General features: G+C 62.5%; 15 protein-coding genes and 1 tRNA gene. 9 read left to right on the top strand and 7 right to left on the bottom strand.

Annotated features, from left to right (window positions below):
• Positions 1 to 75 precede the first annotated feature (75 nt).
• Positions 76 to 669, bottom strand: coding sequence for a L,D-transpeptidase family protein (locus tag ICI42_RS04650; RefSeq protein ID WP_188163328.1), 594 nt, complete (start codon positions 667 to 669; stop codon positions 76 to 78).
• A gap of 85 nt (positions 670 to 754) precedes the next feature.
• Between ICI42_RS04650 and ICI42_RS04645 the strand changes: the two genes are divergently transcribed.
• A complete protein-coding gene (locus ICI42_RS04645) occupies positions 755 to 1,438 on the top strand; it encodes a response regulator transcription factor (RefSeq protein WP_188163327.1) in 684 nt (227 codons plus the stop codon).
• A 213-nt stretch (positions 1,439 to 1,651) separates the two neighbouring features.
• Positions 1,652 to 2,101 (top strand): cyclic nucleotide-binding domain-containing protein, encoded by a 450-nt coding sequence (locus tag ICI42_RS04640; protein ID WP_188163326.1) that lies wholly within the window; start codon positions 1,652 to 1,654, stop codon positions 2,099 to 2,101.
• A gap of 6 nt (positions 2,102 to 2,107) precedes the next feature.
• Here ICI42_RS04640 and ICI42_RS04635 read toward each other — a convergent pair whose 3' ends face one another.
• The 3 genes from ICI42_RS04635 to ICI42_RS23545 all read right to left on the bottom strand — a co-directional run bounded on the left by ICI42_RS04635 (position 2,108) and on the right by ICI42_RS23545 (position 6,805).
• A complete protein-coding gene (locus ICI42_RS04635) occupies positions 2,108 to 2,914 on the bottom strand; it encodes an exodeoxyribonuclease III (RefSeq protein ID WP_188163325.1) in 807 nt (268 codons plus the stop codon).
• A gap of 186 nt (positions 2,915 to 3,100) precedes the next feature.
• Positions 3,101 to 3,796 (bottom strand): outer-membrane lipoprotein carrier protein LolA, encoded by a 696-nt coding sequence (locus tag ICI42_RS04630; protein ID WP_188163324.1) that lies wholly within the window; start codon positions 3,794 to 3,796, stop codon positions 3,101 to 3,103.
• Positions 3,797 to 3,907: 111 nt separating this feature from the next.
• The gene (locus ICI42_RS23545; protein WP_230980146.1) at positions 3,908 to 6,805 is read right to left on the bottom strand and encodes a DNA translocase FtsK; all 2,898 of its coding nucleotides are present in this window, start codon (positions 6,803 to 6,805) and stop codon (positions 3,908 to 3,910) included.
• A gap of 285 nt (positions 6,806 to 7,090) precedes the next feature.
• Here ICI42_RS23545 and ICI42_RS04615 point away from each other — a divergent pair, with 285 nt between their 5' ends.
• The gene (locus tag ICI42_RS04615; protein WP_188163323.1) at positions 7,091 to 7,810 is read left to right on the top strand and encodes an outer membrane protein; all 720 of its coding nucleotides are present in this window, start codon (positions 7,091 to 7,093) and stop codon (positions 7,808 to 7,810) included.
• A 377-nt stretch (positions 7,811 to 8,187) separates the two neighbouring features.
• Here ICI42_RS04615 and ICI42_RS04610 read toward each other — a convergent pair whose 3' ends face one another.
• A complete protein-coding gene (locus ICI42_RS04610) occupies positions 8,188 to 8,916 on the bottom strand; it encodes an outer membrane protein (RefSeq protein WP_188163322.1) in 729 nt (242 codons plus the stop codon).
• 323 nt (positions 8,917 to 9,239) lie between these two features.
• Here ICI42_RS04610 and ICI42_RS04605 point away from each other — a divergent pair, with 323 nt between their 5' ends.
• Positions 9,240 to 10,400 (top strand): acetyl-CoA C-acyltransferase, encoded by a 1,161-nt coding sequence (locus ICI42_RS04605; protein WP_188163321.1) that lies wholly within the window; start codon positions 9,240 to 9,242, stop codon positions 10,398 to 10,400.
• 121 nt (positions 10,401 to 10,521) lie between these two features.
• Here the strand turns inward: ICI42_RS04605 and ICI42_RS04600 are convergent, their stop codons facing one another.
• On the bottom strand, positions 10,522 to 10,917 hold the full coding sequence (locus tag ICI42_RS04600) for a (R)-mandelonitrile lyase (protein WP_188163320.1): 396 nt from the start codon (positions 10,915 to 10,917) through the stop codon (positions 10,522 to 10,524).
• A gap of 253 nt (positions 10,918 to 11,170) precedes the next feature.
• On the opposite strand from ICI42_RS04600, the gene ICI42_RS04595 reads away from it, so the two are divergent.
• From ICI42_RS04595 to ICI42_RS04590, 3 genes are all read left to right on the top strand, one after another.
• Positions 11,171 to 12,373: a BaiN/RdsA family NAD(P)/FAD-dependent oxidoreductase gene (locus ICI42_RS04595; RefSeq protein WP_188163720.1), complete on the top strand. Its 1,203-nt coding sequence runs from the start codon at positions 11,171 to 11,173 to the stop codon at positions 12,371 to 12,373.
• 55 nt (positions 12,374 to 12,428) lie between these two features.
• Positions 12,429 to 12,563: a hypothetical protein gene (locus tag ICI42_RS23925; RefSeq protein ID WP_269140749.1), complete on the top strand. Its 135-nt coding sequence runs from the start codon at positions 12,429 to 12,431 to the stop codon at positions 12,561 to 12,563.
• A 32-nt stretch (positions 12,564 to 12,595) separates the two neighbouring features.
• Positions 12,596 to 12,672 (top strand) — tRNA-Arg (locus ICI42_RS04590).
• Between the two features lie 598 nt (positions 12,673 to 13,270).
• Here the strand turns inward: ICI42_RS04590 and ICI42_RS04585 are convergent.
• Positions 13,271 to 13,813 carry a TetR/AcrR family transcriptional regulator gene (locus ICI42_RS04585; protein ID WP_188163319.1) on the bottom strand — a complete coding sequence of 181 codons (543 nt, stop codon included), beginning with the start codon at positions 13,811 to 13,813 and terminating at the stop codon, positions 13,271 to 13,273.
• Positions 13,814 to 13,898: 85 nt separating this feature from the next.
• On the opposite strand from ICI42_RS04585, the gene ICI42_RS04580 reads away from it, so the two are divergent.
• Together ICI42_RS04580 and ICI42_RS04575 are read left to right on the top strand one after the other, a co-directional pair.
• Entirely contained in the window at positions 13,899 to 15,419 is a 1,521-nt protein-coding gene (locus ICI42_RS04580) for an MFS transporter (protein WP_188163318.1), read from the top strand.
• Between the two features lie 23 nt (positions 15,420 to 15,442).
• Positions 15,443 to 16,057, top strand: coding sequence for a GNAT family N-acetyltransferase (locus tag ICI42_RS04575; protein ID WP_188163317.1), 615 nt, complete (start codon positions 15,443 to 15,445; stop codon positions 16,055 to 16,057).
• Positions 16,058 to 16,117 lie beyond the last annotated feature (60 nt).

Here is a 16,117-nt window from a genome sequence, read left to right as displayed (position 1 = left end):
CGCGTCAGAAGCTCTACGAACGACGACAACGGGGTCGTGTCTCGGCATCGCCACGACCGAGCCCACCCAATCACCTCACCTCACCACCCTCATCACCGTCCGCCGCCTCAAATGCGGCAAGAGCCGTTGCATCGTGCGTTCGGTGACCGCGACGCAGCCGGCGGTCGGCTCAAAACCGGGGCGGGCGAGGTGGAAAAAAATGGCGCTGCCGCGGCCGCGCCGTCGCGGCGAAAGATTCCAGTCGAGCACGATGCAGACATCGTAGAGCTTGTCGTCGCGGCGCATGCGCTCGTGGCTGGCGGCATAGGGCATTCTGACGGGGCGGTTGTAGTTGCGGTCGTCGGGCACCTCGCACCAGCCGAGTGATGAGCCAATCGGTTTCAGCTGTAGTTTCGAGGGGCTCGGCGCAAGGTGGTCGCGCCTGACATAGCCTAAGATCAGCCGCATCGCGCCGAGCGGCGTGCCGCCGTCGCCTTCGCGCTTGTTGGACGTGATGCCGCCGCGCCCCAGCGCGCAGGGAAACACGGTGTGGCCGGCCTTAAGCAGGCCTTGGGTGGGGTGGCCGGGACGGGCGCGGACCACGAGCGCGGAAAGACCTGTTCGGAAAACAGGGCCTGCCGCATTGCGTCCGGGTTTTTTGCTGTATGCTCTCACGAGGGAACAAATCACCGTGATCTGCTGTTTTGTTTCTCAGGTTCCGCATAAAAGGGCCACGGTCAACAGAATTATTCATTTCAAAACAACGGATTGTATCATGACCTCACGGACCATCCTGATCGTCGACGACGATGACGACCTGCGCGAGACGCTGGTCGAGCAGCTTGCCATGTACGAGGAATTCGACGTGCTGCAGGAATCGACCGCGACCAAGGGCGTCGCCGTCGCGCGCAGCGGGGCGATCGATCTTCTGATCATGGATGTCGGCCTGCCGGATATGGACGGCCGCGAGGCGGTCAAGATGCTGCGCAAGGGCGGCTATCGCTCGCCGATCATCATGCTGACCGGGCACGACACCGATTCCGACACGATCCTGGGGCTCGAAGCCGGCGCCAACGATTATGTGGCAAAGCCGTTCCGCTTCGCCGTGCTTCTGGCGCGCATCCGCGCGCAGCTGCGCCAGCACGAGCAGAGCGAGGACGCCACCTTCTCCGTCGGCCCCTACACCTTCAAGCCGAGCCAGAAGCTGTTGCTGGACCAGCGCGGCGGCAAGGTGCGGCTGACCGAGAAAGAGGCGTCGATCATCAAGTATCTCTACCGCGCCGAGCAGCGCGTGGTGACCCGCGACATCCTTCTGGAGGAGGTCTGGGGCTATAATTCCGGCGTCACCACCCATACGCTGGAGACCCACGTCTATCGTCTGCGCCAGAAGATCGAACGCGATCCTTCCAATGCCGAAATTCTTGTGACAGAAAGCGGCGGATACAAGCTCGTCCCCTGACTGCTTCGCGGGGTGACGCTGCTTGAGAGCCTTGGCGAGAGGGGATTTTGCCGGGGCGTCATGCATCGGATCGGAAAGCCGGCAACGGTTTGTCGAGAATTGTCGGTGCATAAGGGAGCAGAGTGGATCAGCGGGCGGCTTGGCAGGGAAGCTTTGCCGGTCAATGATCGGACCCGGGCCGGGAGAAATGCGGGCTGGGAAGTCGGGGACGCAATGGCGCTGGATGACGATATCCGCATCCTGTCCGGCGTGAAGCTTTTCGAAGACTTCACGCCCGAGCAACTGCGCCTGCTCGCCTTCGGCGCCGAAAGCGTCGCCCTCCCCGCCGGGCGCAAGCTCTATCTCGAAGACGACGAGGCCGAGACCGCCTATGTGGTGGTGCGCGGACGCGTCAACCTGTTCCGCGAGAACGGCGGCGAGGTGGTCAAATCGGCGGGACCGGGCGCGCTGTTGGGCGAGATGGCCTTGATCGCCGACACCAGGCGCATGACCAGCGCCGTCTCCGCCGAGGATTCGGAAGTGCTGCGGCTCAGCCGCAAGATGTTCAGGCGCATCCTGGAAGAATATCCCGATGTCGCCGGCATGCTGCGCGCGCGCATCATCGAGGACATCCAGGCCCTGATCGGCCAGATCGAGGGCGTGGCGTCGCGCTTCGAGAACTGAGCCCGTCTATTCGAAATCGAATTTCGCGATGACCGGCACGTGGTCGGAAGGGCGTTCCCAGCCGCGCGCCTCGCGCAGGATGTCGTAGCCGGTGAACTGCGGCACGAGGTTGGGCGAGGACCAGACATGGTCGAGGCGGCGGCCGCGGTTGGACAGTTCCCAATCCTTGGCGCGGTAGCTCCACCAGGTGTAGATCTTCTGCTCGTAGGGAATGTTGAGGCGCATCAGGTCGACCCAGCCCGACGCCTCGCGCATCGCCTCGAAACTGGTCGTCTCGACCGGCGTGTGGCTGACGACGTTGAGCAACTGCTTGTGCGACCAGACGTCGTGTTCGAGCGGCGCAATGTTGAGGTCGCCGACCAGGATGGAGCCGGACGCATCGTCATGCTCGGCGCGGATGGCATGCATCTCTGAGACGAAACCGAGCTTGTGCCTGAATTTCGGGTTGATCTCGACATTCGGCTCGTCGCCGCCGGCCGGCACGTAGAAATTGTGCAGCATCAAGAGCCGGCCACCGGCCGAAAACCGCACCGAGAGATGCCGGCTGTCCTCGATCTCGCAGAAACGCCGCTTCTCGACGATCTCCAGCGGCCGCTTCGCGATGGTGGCGACGCCGTGATAGCCCTTCTGGCCGTGGATGGCGATGTGCTCGTAGCCCAGCTTGCGCAGCGGCGCGGAGGGGAACTGGTCGTCCGGGCACTTGGTCTCCTGCAGGCATAGGATATCGGGCGCCTGCTCCTGCAGGAAGCGCTCGACCAGGGGCATGCGCAGGCGGACGGAATTGATGTTCCAGGTGGCAATGGTGAAGGTCATGAATGTTCCGGCTTTTTATGCGCCGGGAAACTGCCAGCCGCGGCTAGCAAAGACAAGAGCAGGCCTCGGGTTATGACCTGTTTTGGAGCGGCTATCCGGCCGTCGTCGCGCAACGCCGGGAGCAGACGGCTCAGGAAAAAAGGGGCGCTGAGGCCCCTTCTTCCCGGAGGTATTTTTACCGCAGAATCAATCGCTCTTCTTCTGCTCGTTCCACTTGCGGTTCTGGGTGTAGTCGATGGCGAAGGTGTCGGGCGCGAAGCGGACGCCTTCCTGGGTGTTGAAGATCATCACCGTCGTGTCCTTGCCCTGCGCGTCGGTGATGGTCCACTGGCGCAGATCGTAGGATTTGGGATCGAACATCATGGTGATGGTCGAGTTGCCGAACATCTGGCGGTCGGCGAGCTTGATGGTGGTCAGGTCGCTGCGCTGGTCGACACCGACGACCTTGTTGCCGGACAGGTCGATGCGCTCGTCCAGCAGAAGCTTCAGCGGCGTCTTCGACAGCGGATAAAGGTCGGAGGTGCGCATCTTCTGATTGAGGATGACGACCGACTGGCCGTCGGAGATGACGCGGAAATTCTGCGAGCCGGTGTAGTTGAAGCGGATCTTGCCCGGCCGCTCGAGGAAGAACTTGCCTTCCGTCTGGTCGCCGCGCGGGCCGAACTGCACGAATTCGCCCGTCATCGACTTCACGCCGGAGAAATGGTCGGCGATCTTCTGCGCAGCTCCCGACGGGTCGACGGCGGCCTGGGCGTGGGCGAGAAGGTTCAAGCCGGGGACGGCATTGAGAGCGGCGGTGCCGAACAGCGCCGCGCCAAAGCCCAGAACCTGGCGGCGGGTGGGGGCAAAACCCTGGATCGCTGTGTTCAGATCTTTGGTCATGTTCGTGCTTCCAATCTATTCAGGTCTGGTACGGTGTGCATCCGCACTGGGGCTGAAGTTTGACGACGGGTTCCCGATAACCGCGATGCGGCATTCCGGGTTCCCGAACCGTCACATCTTGTCGTCTTCGGTCGGCACCAGGATCTCGCGCTTGCCGGCGTGGTTGGCCGCACCGACGATGCCCTCCTGCTCCATCCGCTCGATGATCGAGGCGGCGCGGTTGTAGCCGATGCCGAGGCGGCGCTGGATGTAGGAGGTCGAGGCCTTGCCGTCGCGCAGCACCACCGCCACCGCCTGGTCGTAGGGATCGTCGGAATCCTCGAAATTGCCGGAACCGCCGCCACCGCTTCCGCCCTTGCCGGAGGGCTCGTCGTCGTCTTCCTCGTCGTCCTCGGTGATCGCGTCGAGATATTCCGGCACGCCCTGCAGCTTGAGGTGGCCGACGATCTTCTCGACCTCCTCGTCGGCCACGAACGGGCCGTGGACGCGCTGGATGCGGCCACCGCCTGCCATATAGAGCATGTCGCCCATGCCGAGCAGCTGTTCGGCGCCCTGCTCGCCCAAGATGGTTCGGCTGTCGATCTTCGACGTCACCTGGAAGGACATGCGGGTGGGGAAGTTGGCCTTGATCGTGCCGGTGATGACGTCCACCGATGGGCGCTGCGTGGCCATGATGACATGGATGCCGGCGGCGCGCGCCATCTGCGCCAGGCGCTGGACGGCGCCCTCGATATCCTTGCCGGCGACCATCATCAGATCGGCCATTTCATCGATGATGACGACGATATAGGGCAGCGGCGCCAGATCGAGATCCTCGGATTCGTAGACCGCCTCGCCGGTCTGCCGGTCAAAGCCGGTCTGCACCGTGCGGGTGATCTTCTCGCCGCTCTTTTCGGCCTGCAGCACACGCGCGTTGAAGCCATCGATGTTGCGGACGCCGACCTTGGCCATCTTGCGATAGCGGTCTTCCATCTCGCGCACCGTCCATTTGAGCGCGACGACGGCCTTCTTCGGGTCGGTGACGACGGGGGTCAGTAGATGCGGAATGCCGTCATAGACCGACAGTTCCAGCATTTTCGGGTCGATCATGATCAGGCGGCACTGTTCCGGCGTCATGCGGTAGAGCAGCGACAGGATCATGGTGTTGATCGCCACCGACTTGCCCGAACCGGTGGTTCCGGCAACCAGGACGTGAGGCATCTTGGCGATGTCGACGATGACGGCCTCGCCATTGATGGTCTTGCCGAGCGCGAGCGCGAGCTTGGCCTTGGTGTTCTCGAAATCCTTGCTGGCGAGGATTTCGCGGAGGTAGACGGTCTCGCGGCGCACATTGGGCAGTTCGATGCCGATGGCGTTGCGGCCGGGCACCACGGCGACGCGGGCGGCGATGGCTGACATCGAGCGCGCGATGTCGTCGGCCAGACCGATGACGCGGCTCGACTTGATGCCGGGCGCGGGCTCGAGTTCGTAAAGCGTGACCACAGGGCCGGGGCGGACGTGGATGATCTCGCCCTTGACGCCGAAATCCTCCAGCACGCCTTCCAGCCGGCGCGCATTCGCCTCCAGCGCCTCCTGTGACAGGCTGGGGTCGCGGGCGACGTTCTTCGGCTCGGACAGGAACTGCAGCGACGGCATCTCGAAGCCGTTGGCGCCGACCAGCGGGGCGGCAGGCTCGCGCAGCACGCGGGCAGCCGGCGCGGGGCGCGGCGCCGGGGTGGCGACGCGGGCCGAGGGCTGGGGCACGGGCGACGCCGTGTGGACGGGCGCTGCCGGTGGTGCAGTTTCAAAGACGGGCTCATCGAAGTCCGGCTCGAAGGCGGGCGGCGTCGGCGCTTCCGGCTCGGCAGGCATCAACTGCGGCTCCAGCGAACTCCATTCGGTCATCTGCGATGAGCGCGACGGCGAGCGGAAATTCTGGACGCGCGTGTTCGGCCCGATGGGCGAGCGGCGCGGTTCGACGAAGACGGGCGGAACGTCGACGGCGTCGTCTTCGTCCTCCTCGAACGCGCTGGCGCTGTTCGGGGTGTCATAGGCGGCGTGATAAGCGGGCTCATGCGGGGCAACGGCGCGGTGGTCGGCAACACGGTGATCCGCCACGATGGCAGCGAAGAATTCGGGCTCGACCCGGGCCCGGCCTGCTTCCGTCACGCGGGTTTCGATGCGCGCTTCGTCGCGTTCGGCCGATTCGACGCGCTCGGCCGCCTGGCGCCAGGCGCTTTCGCGCTTGGCCGGCAGGCCGAATTCCTGCTCCTCGCGCTCGCGGCGGCGAACAGCACGGCGGTGCATCCAGGCGCGGGCCGACAGCCACCAATGGGTGATGACGCCAAGCGCCACAAAGCGCTCGCGGTCGTCTTCCTCGCCTTCGTCCAGTGTCGCGAGATCCTCCTCGCGCTGCTGGCGCTCGGACTTGGCATCCTGCCGGGCAAAGCCGTTGCGGCGCCAGACCAGGCCCGAGGCATAGGCGAACAGGAACAGGACGGGACCGGCCAGCACGATGGCGATGGCCCACGCGGCAACGCCGGTGGGGTAACCGCCGAGGAACATGGACGGCAGCTTGAGCACGATGTCGCCGAAGACACCGCCGAGACCTGTCGGCAGCGGCCAGGTCGGCGGGGGGGTGATGCAACCGGCGATGCCCGCGCCCAGAACGCCCATCAGGAACCAGGCGATGCCGCGTTTCGGCATGCTGTCGACGCCGCGCGCGGTGGCCAGGAAAAAGCTCCAGGCGACGGCGGGCACGAACAGGCCGACCGCGGCGAGGCCGAAGAACTGCATGAACAGGTCGGAGAAAACAGCGCCGGGATAGCCCATGGCGTTGGTCACGGGATTGTCGGTGGCATAGCTGAAACTGGGGTCGGCGACATTCCATGTGCCCAGCGCGGCAAGGCCGAAGGCGACCGCCGCGAACAGGGCCAGACCGGCTGCGCGCCCGGCCTGCCTTCTGGCGAAGCTTTTGATGCCGTAGCCTTCATTGTCCAGCGCCAGCGATGAGGAAACCTCAGAACGCATGCCTCGTCCCCGTCCATAAAATGCCTGTCGCGCCGCCGAGAGCGGAGCGGAATCGACCTCAGACTAGGGGCAGGTGGTTAAGCAGCCATTAACCATGGGGCTTTGGAAGGCACGATCCACAGCCGACGGCGTTTCCAACAGGCCGCTGACATGGGCCACATCGCAATGTTGCTGAATTGTAACAGGCCGTGAAAACCGCGACGTAAACGCGTTGTTCATCTTTCGGATCGGAACGGGAAAGAGCATGGTGACGTTGAGTAACGTGTTGGGTACCGGAGCGGTCCAATGAAGAGAATTCTTCTTGCTACAGGTTTGATTTTGTCGACAACCGCGGCGGCTTTCGCTGCCGATGCGGTGGTTTATGAGCCTGTGGCGGCTGCCGAAATCGTCCAGACCGGTTTTGTCTGGACCGGCGGTTATGTCGGCCTTCAGGCCGGCTATGCCTGGGGCAAGGGCCGTACCTGGTCGAATGAAGAACCGGTTTCGTTTGATGTAGATCCAGATGGCTTTATCGGCGGCATCTATGCCGGCTATAACTATCAAGCCGCCAACGGCTTCGTTCTGGGTATCGACGCCGACGCAACCTATACGGATGTAAAGGGCCATTTGTCGGTCACAGACCCTGACCCGGAGCCGGACGAGCCGCTTGACAGTGCAACTATAACCCAGGAACTCCGCTGGTCGGGCGCAGTGCGCGGTCGCGTCGGTTACGCGATGGATCGTTTTCTCCCATATGTTGCGGGCGGCGTGGCGTTCGGGCGCATCAAAACATTTGGCGTCGATGACGAACTTGGGGTGCCCTTCGACCTCGGCACCAAAACCCATGTCGGCTGGACGGTTGGCGCAGGCGCCGAATATGCGTTTACCGACAATGTCATCGGTCGCGCCGAGTATCGCTACACCGATTTCGGCAAGGAAGAGTATGCCGGCAACGAAGATATCGACAGCCACACCACGAAGCTGAAGACGCATGATGTGCGCCTCGGCGTGGCTTTCAAGTTCTGATCGTTTTTTAGAATAAAGGCCCTAGATAAAGTTTCAGGGCTTTTTTCGATAACCATTCAAGCCGCTTCGGAAACGAGGCGGCTTTTCGCGCTTTTGTCCTATGGCTATCAGCGCGGCTATGGAATGGGCGGGATAACTTGCCGTTCTCGACAGCAGCCTGCCGGATGAGCCTACCGTCGGAAGGTATGGAAACACCTCCGTTTGGGCCAAGCAAGATGTTCCCCGCCATTGTATGGGGTTCAACGGGAATGCGCAGTCGCTCTTGAGGTTCGCTCCCTGCCGCCGTTTAACCCTTGCAGACATCAAAAAAGAGGCCCCGGTCGAACCGGAGCCTCTTGTCTATGCCGCTTTGAAGCGGCTTCTCAACTGATTGAGAATTAGAACTTGTAGTTGATACCCGCGCGGACCGTGTGGAAGGTGAAGTCACGGTCGATGCTTGCATCAGCGCCGAAAACCGAACCCGAGAACAGGTTGTCCGATCCGAGGTCGGTGTAGAGGTACTCAGTCTTAAAAGTGATGTTGTCGGTGACGGCATATTCGGCGCCGCCGCCAACAGTCCAACCCCACTTCTTCGACTTCTCGCTAACGCCATCACCATTCAGCAAGGCATAGCTCTTGGTTTCGCCATAGGCCGCGCCGCCGGTGCCATAGACCAGGAAGCGATCGGTTGCAGCATAGCCAAGCCGGCCGCGGATCGTTCCAAACCACTTCAGCTCGGTGCCGACCTCAAGGTTGCCGGACAAGGCTGGGGAGTTGAGCGAGAGGGAGCCTTCGCCCTTCACGTTCGCAGCCTGGATGTCAGCCTCGACGCCAACTACGAAGCGGTCCATCTGATAGTTGTAGCCGAGCTGTGCGCCGCCAAGGAAGCCGCTCGAGGTGAAATCCAGCGAGCCGGTCAGCGTCTCGCTGCCATTGTCGGCCCAGAAGGGGTGATCGGCGTTGCCGCCACCGTAGCCGCCGTTGATACCGACATAACCACCGGTCCAGACGAAACCGGCCGGGACAACTTCCGGAGCCGGCGACGGCTCATAGACGACTGCGTCAGCAGCCATGGCCTGGCCGGCGAAAGCAACCAGGAAAGACGATGCGATCAAAAACTTCTTCATGATGTCAGCCCCTATAAGCCCAGAGATGTTCATTGAAGTGGGATGTAGCACCGGGCCTAGGCGAAGACGAGATCCTTCCAGAGAAGATGCAAAGCTTGTTACACAGCAGTTGCATTTATGATACAATTTTAGACGCTACATGCGTAGACGCTGGACTTTGTTAAAAAAGAATAAACGCTATCAGTAACGTGTCGAGCCCGCACGATGCGCACATGTTTCGACCGTGTGTCGTGCAGGCCCAAATGCGAGTGCCGCTGGACCGGTTTACTTGCCCGTCAGGGCGTCTTATCACCAAGGCAGTCCGATAGCTCAGGGAGGTCAACTTGGCTGCTGATCCGATCGTCATCGCAGGCGCGGCGCGCACGCCCATGGGCGGATTTCAAGGGGCGCTCAAGTCGACGGCGGCGCCCGTGCTTGGCGGCATCGCAATCCAGGAAAGCCTCGCGCGCGCCGGACTGAAACCGGAAGACATCGATGAAGTGCTGATGGGCTGCGTGTTGCCGGCCGGCCTCGGCCAGGCGCCCGCGCGGCAGGCCGCGATGACCGCGGGACTGCCGCAATCCGTTCCTTGCGCGACGCTGAACAAGGTCTGCGGATCGGGCATGAAGACGGTGATGCTGGGAGCCGACCTGATCGCGGCCGGCAGCGCCGACATCGTCGTCGCCGGCGGCATGGAGAGCATGAGCAACGCGCCCTATCTGCTCGACAAGGCGCGCGGCGGGTACCGGCTCGGCCATGGGCGCGTGCTCGACCATATGTTCCTCGACGGGCTCGAAGACGCCTATGACAAGGGTCGGGCGATGGGCACCTTTGCCGAAGACACCGCCGAGCATTATCAGTTCACGCGGCAGGCGCAGGACGACTACGCGCTCGCCTCGCTGGACCGCGCGGTGAAAGCGATTGCCGAAGGACGCTTCCGCGAGGAAATCGTTGCGGTGGGTGACCTGGCTGACGACGAGCAGCCCGGCAAGGCGAAGCCGGAAAAGATTCCGCTGCTGAAGCCGGCGTTCCGCGAAGGCGGCACGGTGACGGCGGCAAACTCATCGTCGATCTCGGATGGTGCAGCGGCCGTGGTTCTGACCCGGCGATCGATTACCGAAGCGAGGGGGCTGACGCCTCTGGCCACCATTCTCGGCCATGCCAGCCACGCCCAGGCGCCGGCCTGGTTCACCACAGCACCGGTCTTCGCCATGCGCAAGCTGCTCGACAAGGTCGGCTGGCAGGCCTCCGACGTCGATCTTTACGAAATCAACGAGGCCTTCGCCGTGGTGGCCATGGCGGCGATGCGCGAACTCGACCTGCCGCACGACAAGGTCAATGTGAATGGCGGAGCCTGCGCGCTCGGGCATCCCATCGGCTGCTCGGGCACACGTATCCTGGTCACGCTGCTGTCGGCGCTGAAGGCGCGCGGCATGAAGCGCGGCGTGGCATCTCTGTGCATCGGCGGCGGCGAGGCCACTGCGATGGCGGTGGAACTGATCTAGCGCTGTCTTCAAAACCGCTTCAGCGTTCCGCAAGGCGGAGCGCGGAACGTTGAGCCGGCCTTTCGGCGTTTCGCGCCGCAGGTTCGGTTTTGCGCTATCGCTCGGATGTCATGCCGGCCGATCAGCTTTTGTACTGCTCGTCCGACACCTGTTCCAGCCAATCGACTGCCTTGCCGTCCTTTGCTTCCTGAATGGCGATGTGGGTCATGGCCGTGGTCGCGGTGGCGCCGTGCCAGTGTTTTTCACCCGGCGCAAACCAGATCGTGTCGCCGGCCTTGATGTCTTCGACCGGTCCGTCCCATGTCTGCGCCCACCCGGCGCCCGACAAGACGAACAGCGTCTGGCCGAGCGGATGCGTGTGCCATGCCGTGCGCGCGCCCGGCTCGAAGGTGACGCTGACCGCGCGGACGCTGGCCGGTGCCGGCGCCTCGATGATCAGATCCTGCCTGACCGTGCCGGTGAAATAGTCCGCCGGCGGCGTGGTCGAGGGTCGCGACCCGCAACGCTTGATATCCATGCTTTTCCTCCGCAGTCAGCTTGCTCTCATGGCGATGCCATCCTTATAGCCGAAGACGCTGCCGGGCGAGACCGTCTTGATATGAGTTGCCCAAGCGGGACGATTTCGCGTTGAAGCGGCCAGGACCCTCGGATATGAAGCCTGCTTCGGCCCGCCACGACGTTGCCCGGCCGATGCGACAGGAAAATCCCGCTCGGCGCCTTCCCGACGCGGTCTGGGGCCGAACGCGGTCTGGGGATTGCGTTCGATGCCGATTGAGACGTTCGACACTGTCATTCTTGGCGCTGGCGCCGCCGGCATGATGTGCGCAATCCACGCCGCGTCTCGCGGCGGGCGCGTGCTGATCGTCGACCATGCCAAGGCGCCGGGCGAGAAAATCCGCATTTCGGGCGGCGGCCGATGCAACTTCACCAATGTCGGCGCCGGTGCGCGCAATTTCCTCTCGGGCAACCCGCATTTCGCAAAGTCGGCACTGGGCCGCTACACGCCACGCGACTTCATAGCGCTGGTCGAAAAACATGGCATCGCCTATCACGAAAAGACGCTGGGACAGCTGTTCTGCGATCATTCCGCCAAGGACATCATCGCCATGCTGCTGGACGAAATGGCGCGTGGCGGATGCGAATTGCGGCTCAACACCACGCTGGAAAAGCTCACCAAGACAGATGCCGGCTTCGACGTCGTGCTGGGCGGCGATGGAGCGGCAGATATCCAATGCCGGCATGTCGTTGTCGCCTGCGGCGGGAAATCGATCCCGAAAATGGGCGCGACCGGCCTCGGCTACCAGATTGCCGGGCAGTTCGGACTGACCGTCACCGACACGCGCGCGGCACTGGTTCCGCTGACCTTCGGCGAGGATGTGCTGGCGGGGTTTCGCGAGATTGCCGGCGTGGCTGCGGAAGCGCGGGTGTCCTGCGGCAAGACTTCGTTCGACGAGGCGCTGCTATTCACCCATCGCGGCCTCTCAGGACCCGCGATCCTGCAGATTTCTTCCTATTGGCGCGAAAAACAGCCGATCCGCATCGCTTTTTTGCCCAAGGATGACCTGTTTGCTGCTCTCTGCGCCTCCAAGCGCGAAAACGGGCGCAGAAGCATCGGCACTGCGCTCGGCGAAATCCTGCCGAAGCGCCTGGCGACCTATCTCGCCGACCGCCACGGCTGGACGGGCACGATGGGCGAGGCAAGCGACAAGAAGCTTGCCGCTATCGCTTCCACGCTTCAGGACTGGGAGGTGTTTCCCATCGGCACGGAGGGCTATCGCACCGCGGAAGTCACGCTGGGCGGGGTCGACACGTCAGGCCTGAACTCGCGAACCATGGAAGCCAAGGCGATCGGCGGCCTCTATTTCATCGGCGAGGTCGTCGATGTGACGGGTTGGCTGGGCGGCTACAATTTTCAATGGGCCTGGTCGTCCGGCTGGGCTGCGGGAACCGCCATCGCCGAACGCCTGGCCTGACCAGGTCGCTCTGGCGATGCCGTCCTGTCGATACTTCGGCAAGATGGAGGACGCGATGCTCAGCCGACACGAACCGCAACTGCGAACCGCTGCCCTCTCGATCCTGCAGATCGCCCAAACCGCCGATTTCCCGTTGAAGCATCCGAACGCTTCGGATATGAAGCCTTCATCGGCTGGCTCGTCCGGCTGATCATTGCGGGTTCGCAGCGTTGAACCTGAGATGCACCCGTAGCTCAGCTGGATAGAGCGCTGCCCTCCGAAGGCAGAGGTCACAGGTTCGAATCCTGTCGGGTGCGCCAAATCTGCCCTTTCTGCGATATTACCCCGAAAAATTCCGCCGGTCGTTGCCGGAACTACGCCAGTTCTCAACGTGGGAAACAGCCGCTGACGAAAGCGCAGTAACGGCGGTGATCTGCGGTAAAAAAGTTCGATCGCTTACGATCGAACTACGCATTTGGCCCACTGCTGACACCGTACCGCACCCTTCGCCGTCGATGCCTCCATGACCCGGCGTATCTTCGAACCCTATGTCGACGCACAGCTCGCCCTGCGGCGCGCGAAACGTCTGGGTCAGTTGACAATGCCTCAACGGCCTTCGGCTTGTCCGGGCGATGGTTGCCGCTCCAAGGAGCCGGGATCCTACTGTCACTGGCGCTACTTCAACGTCAACGTGTCGGCACTGCGGGCGCTTCCGGCTTGTATTTGCGCCAGACACCGATGCTGAACATCCCGATACGAACAGCCCCCTCACAAAGCCGATTGCTCATATCCATGACGGTAAGCCGTTGCATCGGCTCGTCGCAAGCCGTTCTTGCCCTTGTCTTGCGCGGAGCAAAGGGAGTTATTTCGCCGTACTTTCCCTCGGCGTCTCCGCTCCAAACCGTGTTTGATGGCGGCTTATCCTATCTCCATCAGGCGCTCAAAGACGCTCTCCACGTCGTCGAGAAAACCACTCCATTCCCCGTCTTCATCTATGCCGGCGATGCGCAGCAGGAAGAGGCCCTCAACTGCCAGCAGGGCGACGCGGGCCGCCTTTGCATCGCTTGCCCCACCGCCCAGGCGCTCAAACATGGCGCGATACCATTGGCGGGTTTCCGCGACATTTTGTGGGTTCTGGATGTAGGCGATCATCAGCCCAGCCATTTTGGCGTTCAAGGCTGCCTGCGAACTGCGCATGACCTTGATGTAATTTCGGATGAGATCAGCCGGCGGAACGCTGTCGATTTCACCAAGTAACGCGTCGAACTGACGCGTCCATCTCTCGATCAGCGCGCGGACCAGATCGTCCTTCGACGAAAATGAATACTGGACGCCACCTTTCGAAATGCCGGCAGCTTTGGCCAAGGCGTCAATGGTCAGGCCGGATGCGCCATCGTTGCGAACGATCTGTTCCGCCATTTCGAGCAAGCCCTCACGCGTGATCGTCGGCTTTCTGCCCAACTCGTCGCTCCTTCATCACTGATAGCCATTGAAATCCATACGTATGTATTTATATCGAGGAACGCAATCCTTGGTCAGGTGACTCATGTCGTCCGCTTCTCTCCAAGCCAACCGCTGGCTTGTCCTCGTCGCTGTCATGCTGGCCTTCCTGCCTGTTGTCCTCGACATGACGATCCTGCATGTCGCCGTCCCGAAGCTGACGCAATCGCTGAATGCGTCGGGCACCGAAGTGCTGTGGATTATCGACATCTACCCGCTGTTGATGGCAGGGCTTCTGGTCCCGATGGGCACACTGGCGGACCGCGTCGGCAACCGCAAGATTCTGCTCATCGGCCTTGCCATTTTCTCAGCGGCCTCGGCATGGGCAGCCTTTGCGCAAAGCGCGGCCATGCTGATTGCCGCGCGCGTGCTCCTGGCGCTCGGCGGCTCGATGATCATGCCTTGCGTGCTGGGCCTTATCCGCAAGACCTTCGAAGATGAGGGTGAGCGGGCCATGGCTCTCGGACTTTGGGGCATGGTCGGAGCCGCCGGCGCGGCAGTCGGTCCGCTGGTCGGCGGCGCCCTTCTGGAGCACTTCTGGTGGGGTTCGGTCTTTCTGATCAATGTTCCGGTCATGCTGGTGGTCGCGCCGGCCTGCTATTTTCTGCTGCCGCACGTCGAGCAGACGACGCCCGGAAAGTGGGCCATCGGCCAGGCGCTCCTGCTGATCGTCGGGATGATATCGCTGGTTTACGGGATCAAGGCCGGGTTCGGCGGCAAGCAACCTCTGCTCATCATAGTCCTCATGGTTGTCCTTGGCATTGCGGCCTTGACGCTGTTCGTGCGCAAGCAACTGGGTTCGTCCGAACCGATGCTGGACCTGTCGCTCTTGTCTCATCCCGCTGTTGTCGCCGGGCTGATCATGGCCGTCGTCGCATCGGGCGCGCTGGCCGGCGTCGAGTTGACGCTGGCGCAGGAACTGCAATATGTGCTGGGCAAGACGCCGCTCCAGGCCGGCATCTTCATGATCCCCATCATGGCGGCGGCAGCCATAGGCGGCCCGGCCGCAGGCTATCTGTCCAACCGGTTCGGATTGCGGCTGGTCGCCACACTTTCGCTTGTGATCTCGGCGGGAATGCTGATGTTGCTCGCGCAAAGCGACTTCCACGATCCGGGTTTCCTCGTTCCGTTCGCACTTGCCATTCTCGGGCTCACGCTCAGCATCGGACTGACGGCCTCGTCGATCGCAATCATGGGCTCCGTCGATGCGAGCAAGGGCGGCGCGGCGGGCTCGCTGGAGGCGACGGGTTATGAGTTGGGCACCGGTCTCGGGATCACCCTGTTCGGCGTCTTCACGTCGACCGTGTTCAGCCGTACCATCGAACTCCCTATCGGCTTGTCACAGGATTTGGCCGAACAGGCGTCCAAAACGATCGGCGATGCCTATATCGTCGCCGGTGCGCTTCAAGCTGAGCAGGGTGCCGCCCTGATCGAGGCCGGCAAGGCGGCCTTCAGCCGAACACACACGGTCCTCCTGATGACGGCTGCCGTTGTGATCGCGGCGCTGGCAGTCATCGTGTTCTTCACCCTCGCAAGGTACCGCAGCCTGTCCCATGCACAGCACTGACCACTTTTCAAAGAGTAGAGCACATGCAGATCATCGAGACAGACCGGCTGATCCTGAGGCCATTTCGCGAGGGGGATGCAGTTGACCTCTTTGCCTATCTGCGCGCGCCGACCGCCACCTGCTTCCTCTCGCTGAAACTCGCCGACCTGGCCGAGGCCGAAATCGAGGTCAAAAAACGCGCGCTCGACGAGGGCAGCGTGGCGATTTGCCTGAAACAGACCGGTCAGGTCATCGGCGATCTTTTCGGCGGCGGCGCAGGAGAGGATGAGGACGCCGCGACTACCTCAGTCGGCTGGAATCTCAACCCGCAGTTCGGTGGCCAGGGATATGCGTTCGAAGCCGCAAGAGCCCTGCTCGACCATCTTTTCCGAGCAAAGGGCTTTCGCCGACTTTATGCCTATGTCGAAGACCACAACAAGCCCTCGCAGCGCCTCTGCGAGAAGCTGTGCATGCGCCGGGAGGGCGTGTTCGTCGAGTTTGTGTCGTTCACCAAGGACGATGCGGGCAATCCGATCTACGAAAACACCATGCAATACGCCATCCTGCGCAGGGAATGGATGTCTGATGCTGTAGCAATTGGTCAATCGCTTGGCATGACCGGCGTCGCAGGCGCCGAGACGTCGGGCAGTGGCGCATAAACGGCGGTGCTTGGCGGAACGGAGGGATTCGAATTTAGGTGTTCGCCTGCTGCCGATGGG

This window comes from Oryzicola mucosus, from assembly GCF_014534685.1.
In the GTDB taxonomy this organism is placed as follows: domain Bacteria; phylum Pseudomonadota; class Alphaproteobacteria; order Rhizobiales; family Rhizobiaceae; genus Oryzicola; species Oryzicola mucosus.
This window is presented reverse-complemented; position numbering and strand designations above follow the sequence as displayed.

Bases quoted from the DNA above. Each gene is read 5' to 3' on its own strand.
- ICI42_RS04645 (WP_188163327.1), top strand. From the start codon at position 755: ATGACCTCACGGACCATCCTGATCGTCGACGACGATGACGACCTGCGC.
- ICI42_RS04640 (WP_188163326.1), top strand. From the start codon at position 1,652: ATGGCGCTGGATGACGATATCCGCATCCTGTCCGGCGTGAAGCTTTTC.
- ICI42_RS04635 (WP_188163325.1), bottom strand. From the start codon at position 2,914: ATGACCTTCACCATTGCCACCTGGAACATCAATTCCGTCCGCCTGCGC.
- ICI42_RS04630 (WP_188163324.1), bottom strand. From the start codon at position 3,796: ATGACCAAAGATCTGAACACAGCGATCCAGGGTTTTGCCCCCACCCGC.
- ICI42_RS23545 (WP_230980146.1), bottom strand. From the start codon at position 6,805: ATGCGTTCTGAGGTTTCCTCATCGCTGGCGCTGGACAATGAAGGCTAC.
- ICI42_RS04615 (WP_188163323.1), top strand. From the start codon at position 7,091: ATGAAGAGAATTCTTCTTGCTACAGGTTTGATTTTGTCGACAACCGCG.
- ICI42_RS04610 (WP_188163322.1), bottom strand. From the start codon at position 8,916: ATGAAGAAGTTTTTGATCGCATCGTCTTTCCTGGTTGCTTTCGCCGGC.
- ICI42_RS04600 (WP_188163320.1), bottom strand. From the start codon at position 10,917: ATGGATATCAAGCGTTGCGGGTCGCGACCCTCGACCACGCCGCCGGCG.
- ICI42_RS23925 (WP_269140749.1), top strand. From the start codon at position 12,429: ATGCTCAGCCGACACGAACCGCAACTGCGAACCGCTGCCCTCTCGATC.
- ICI42_RS04580 (WP_188163318.1), top strand. From the start codon at position 13,899: ATGTCGTCCGCTTCTCTCCAAGCCAACCGCTGGCTTGTCCTCGTCGCT.
- ICI42_RS04575 (WP_188163317.1), top strand. From the start codon at position 15,443: ATGCAGATCATCGAGACAGACCGGCTGATCCTGAGGCCATTTCGCGAG.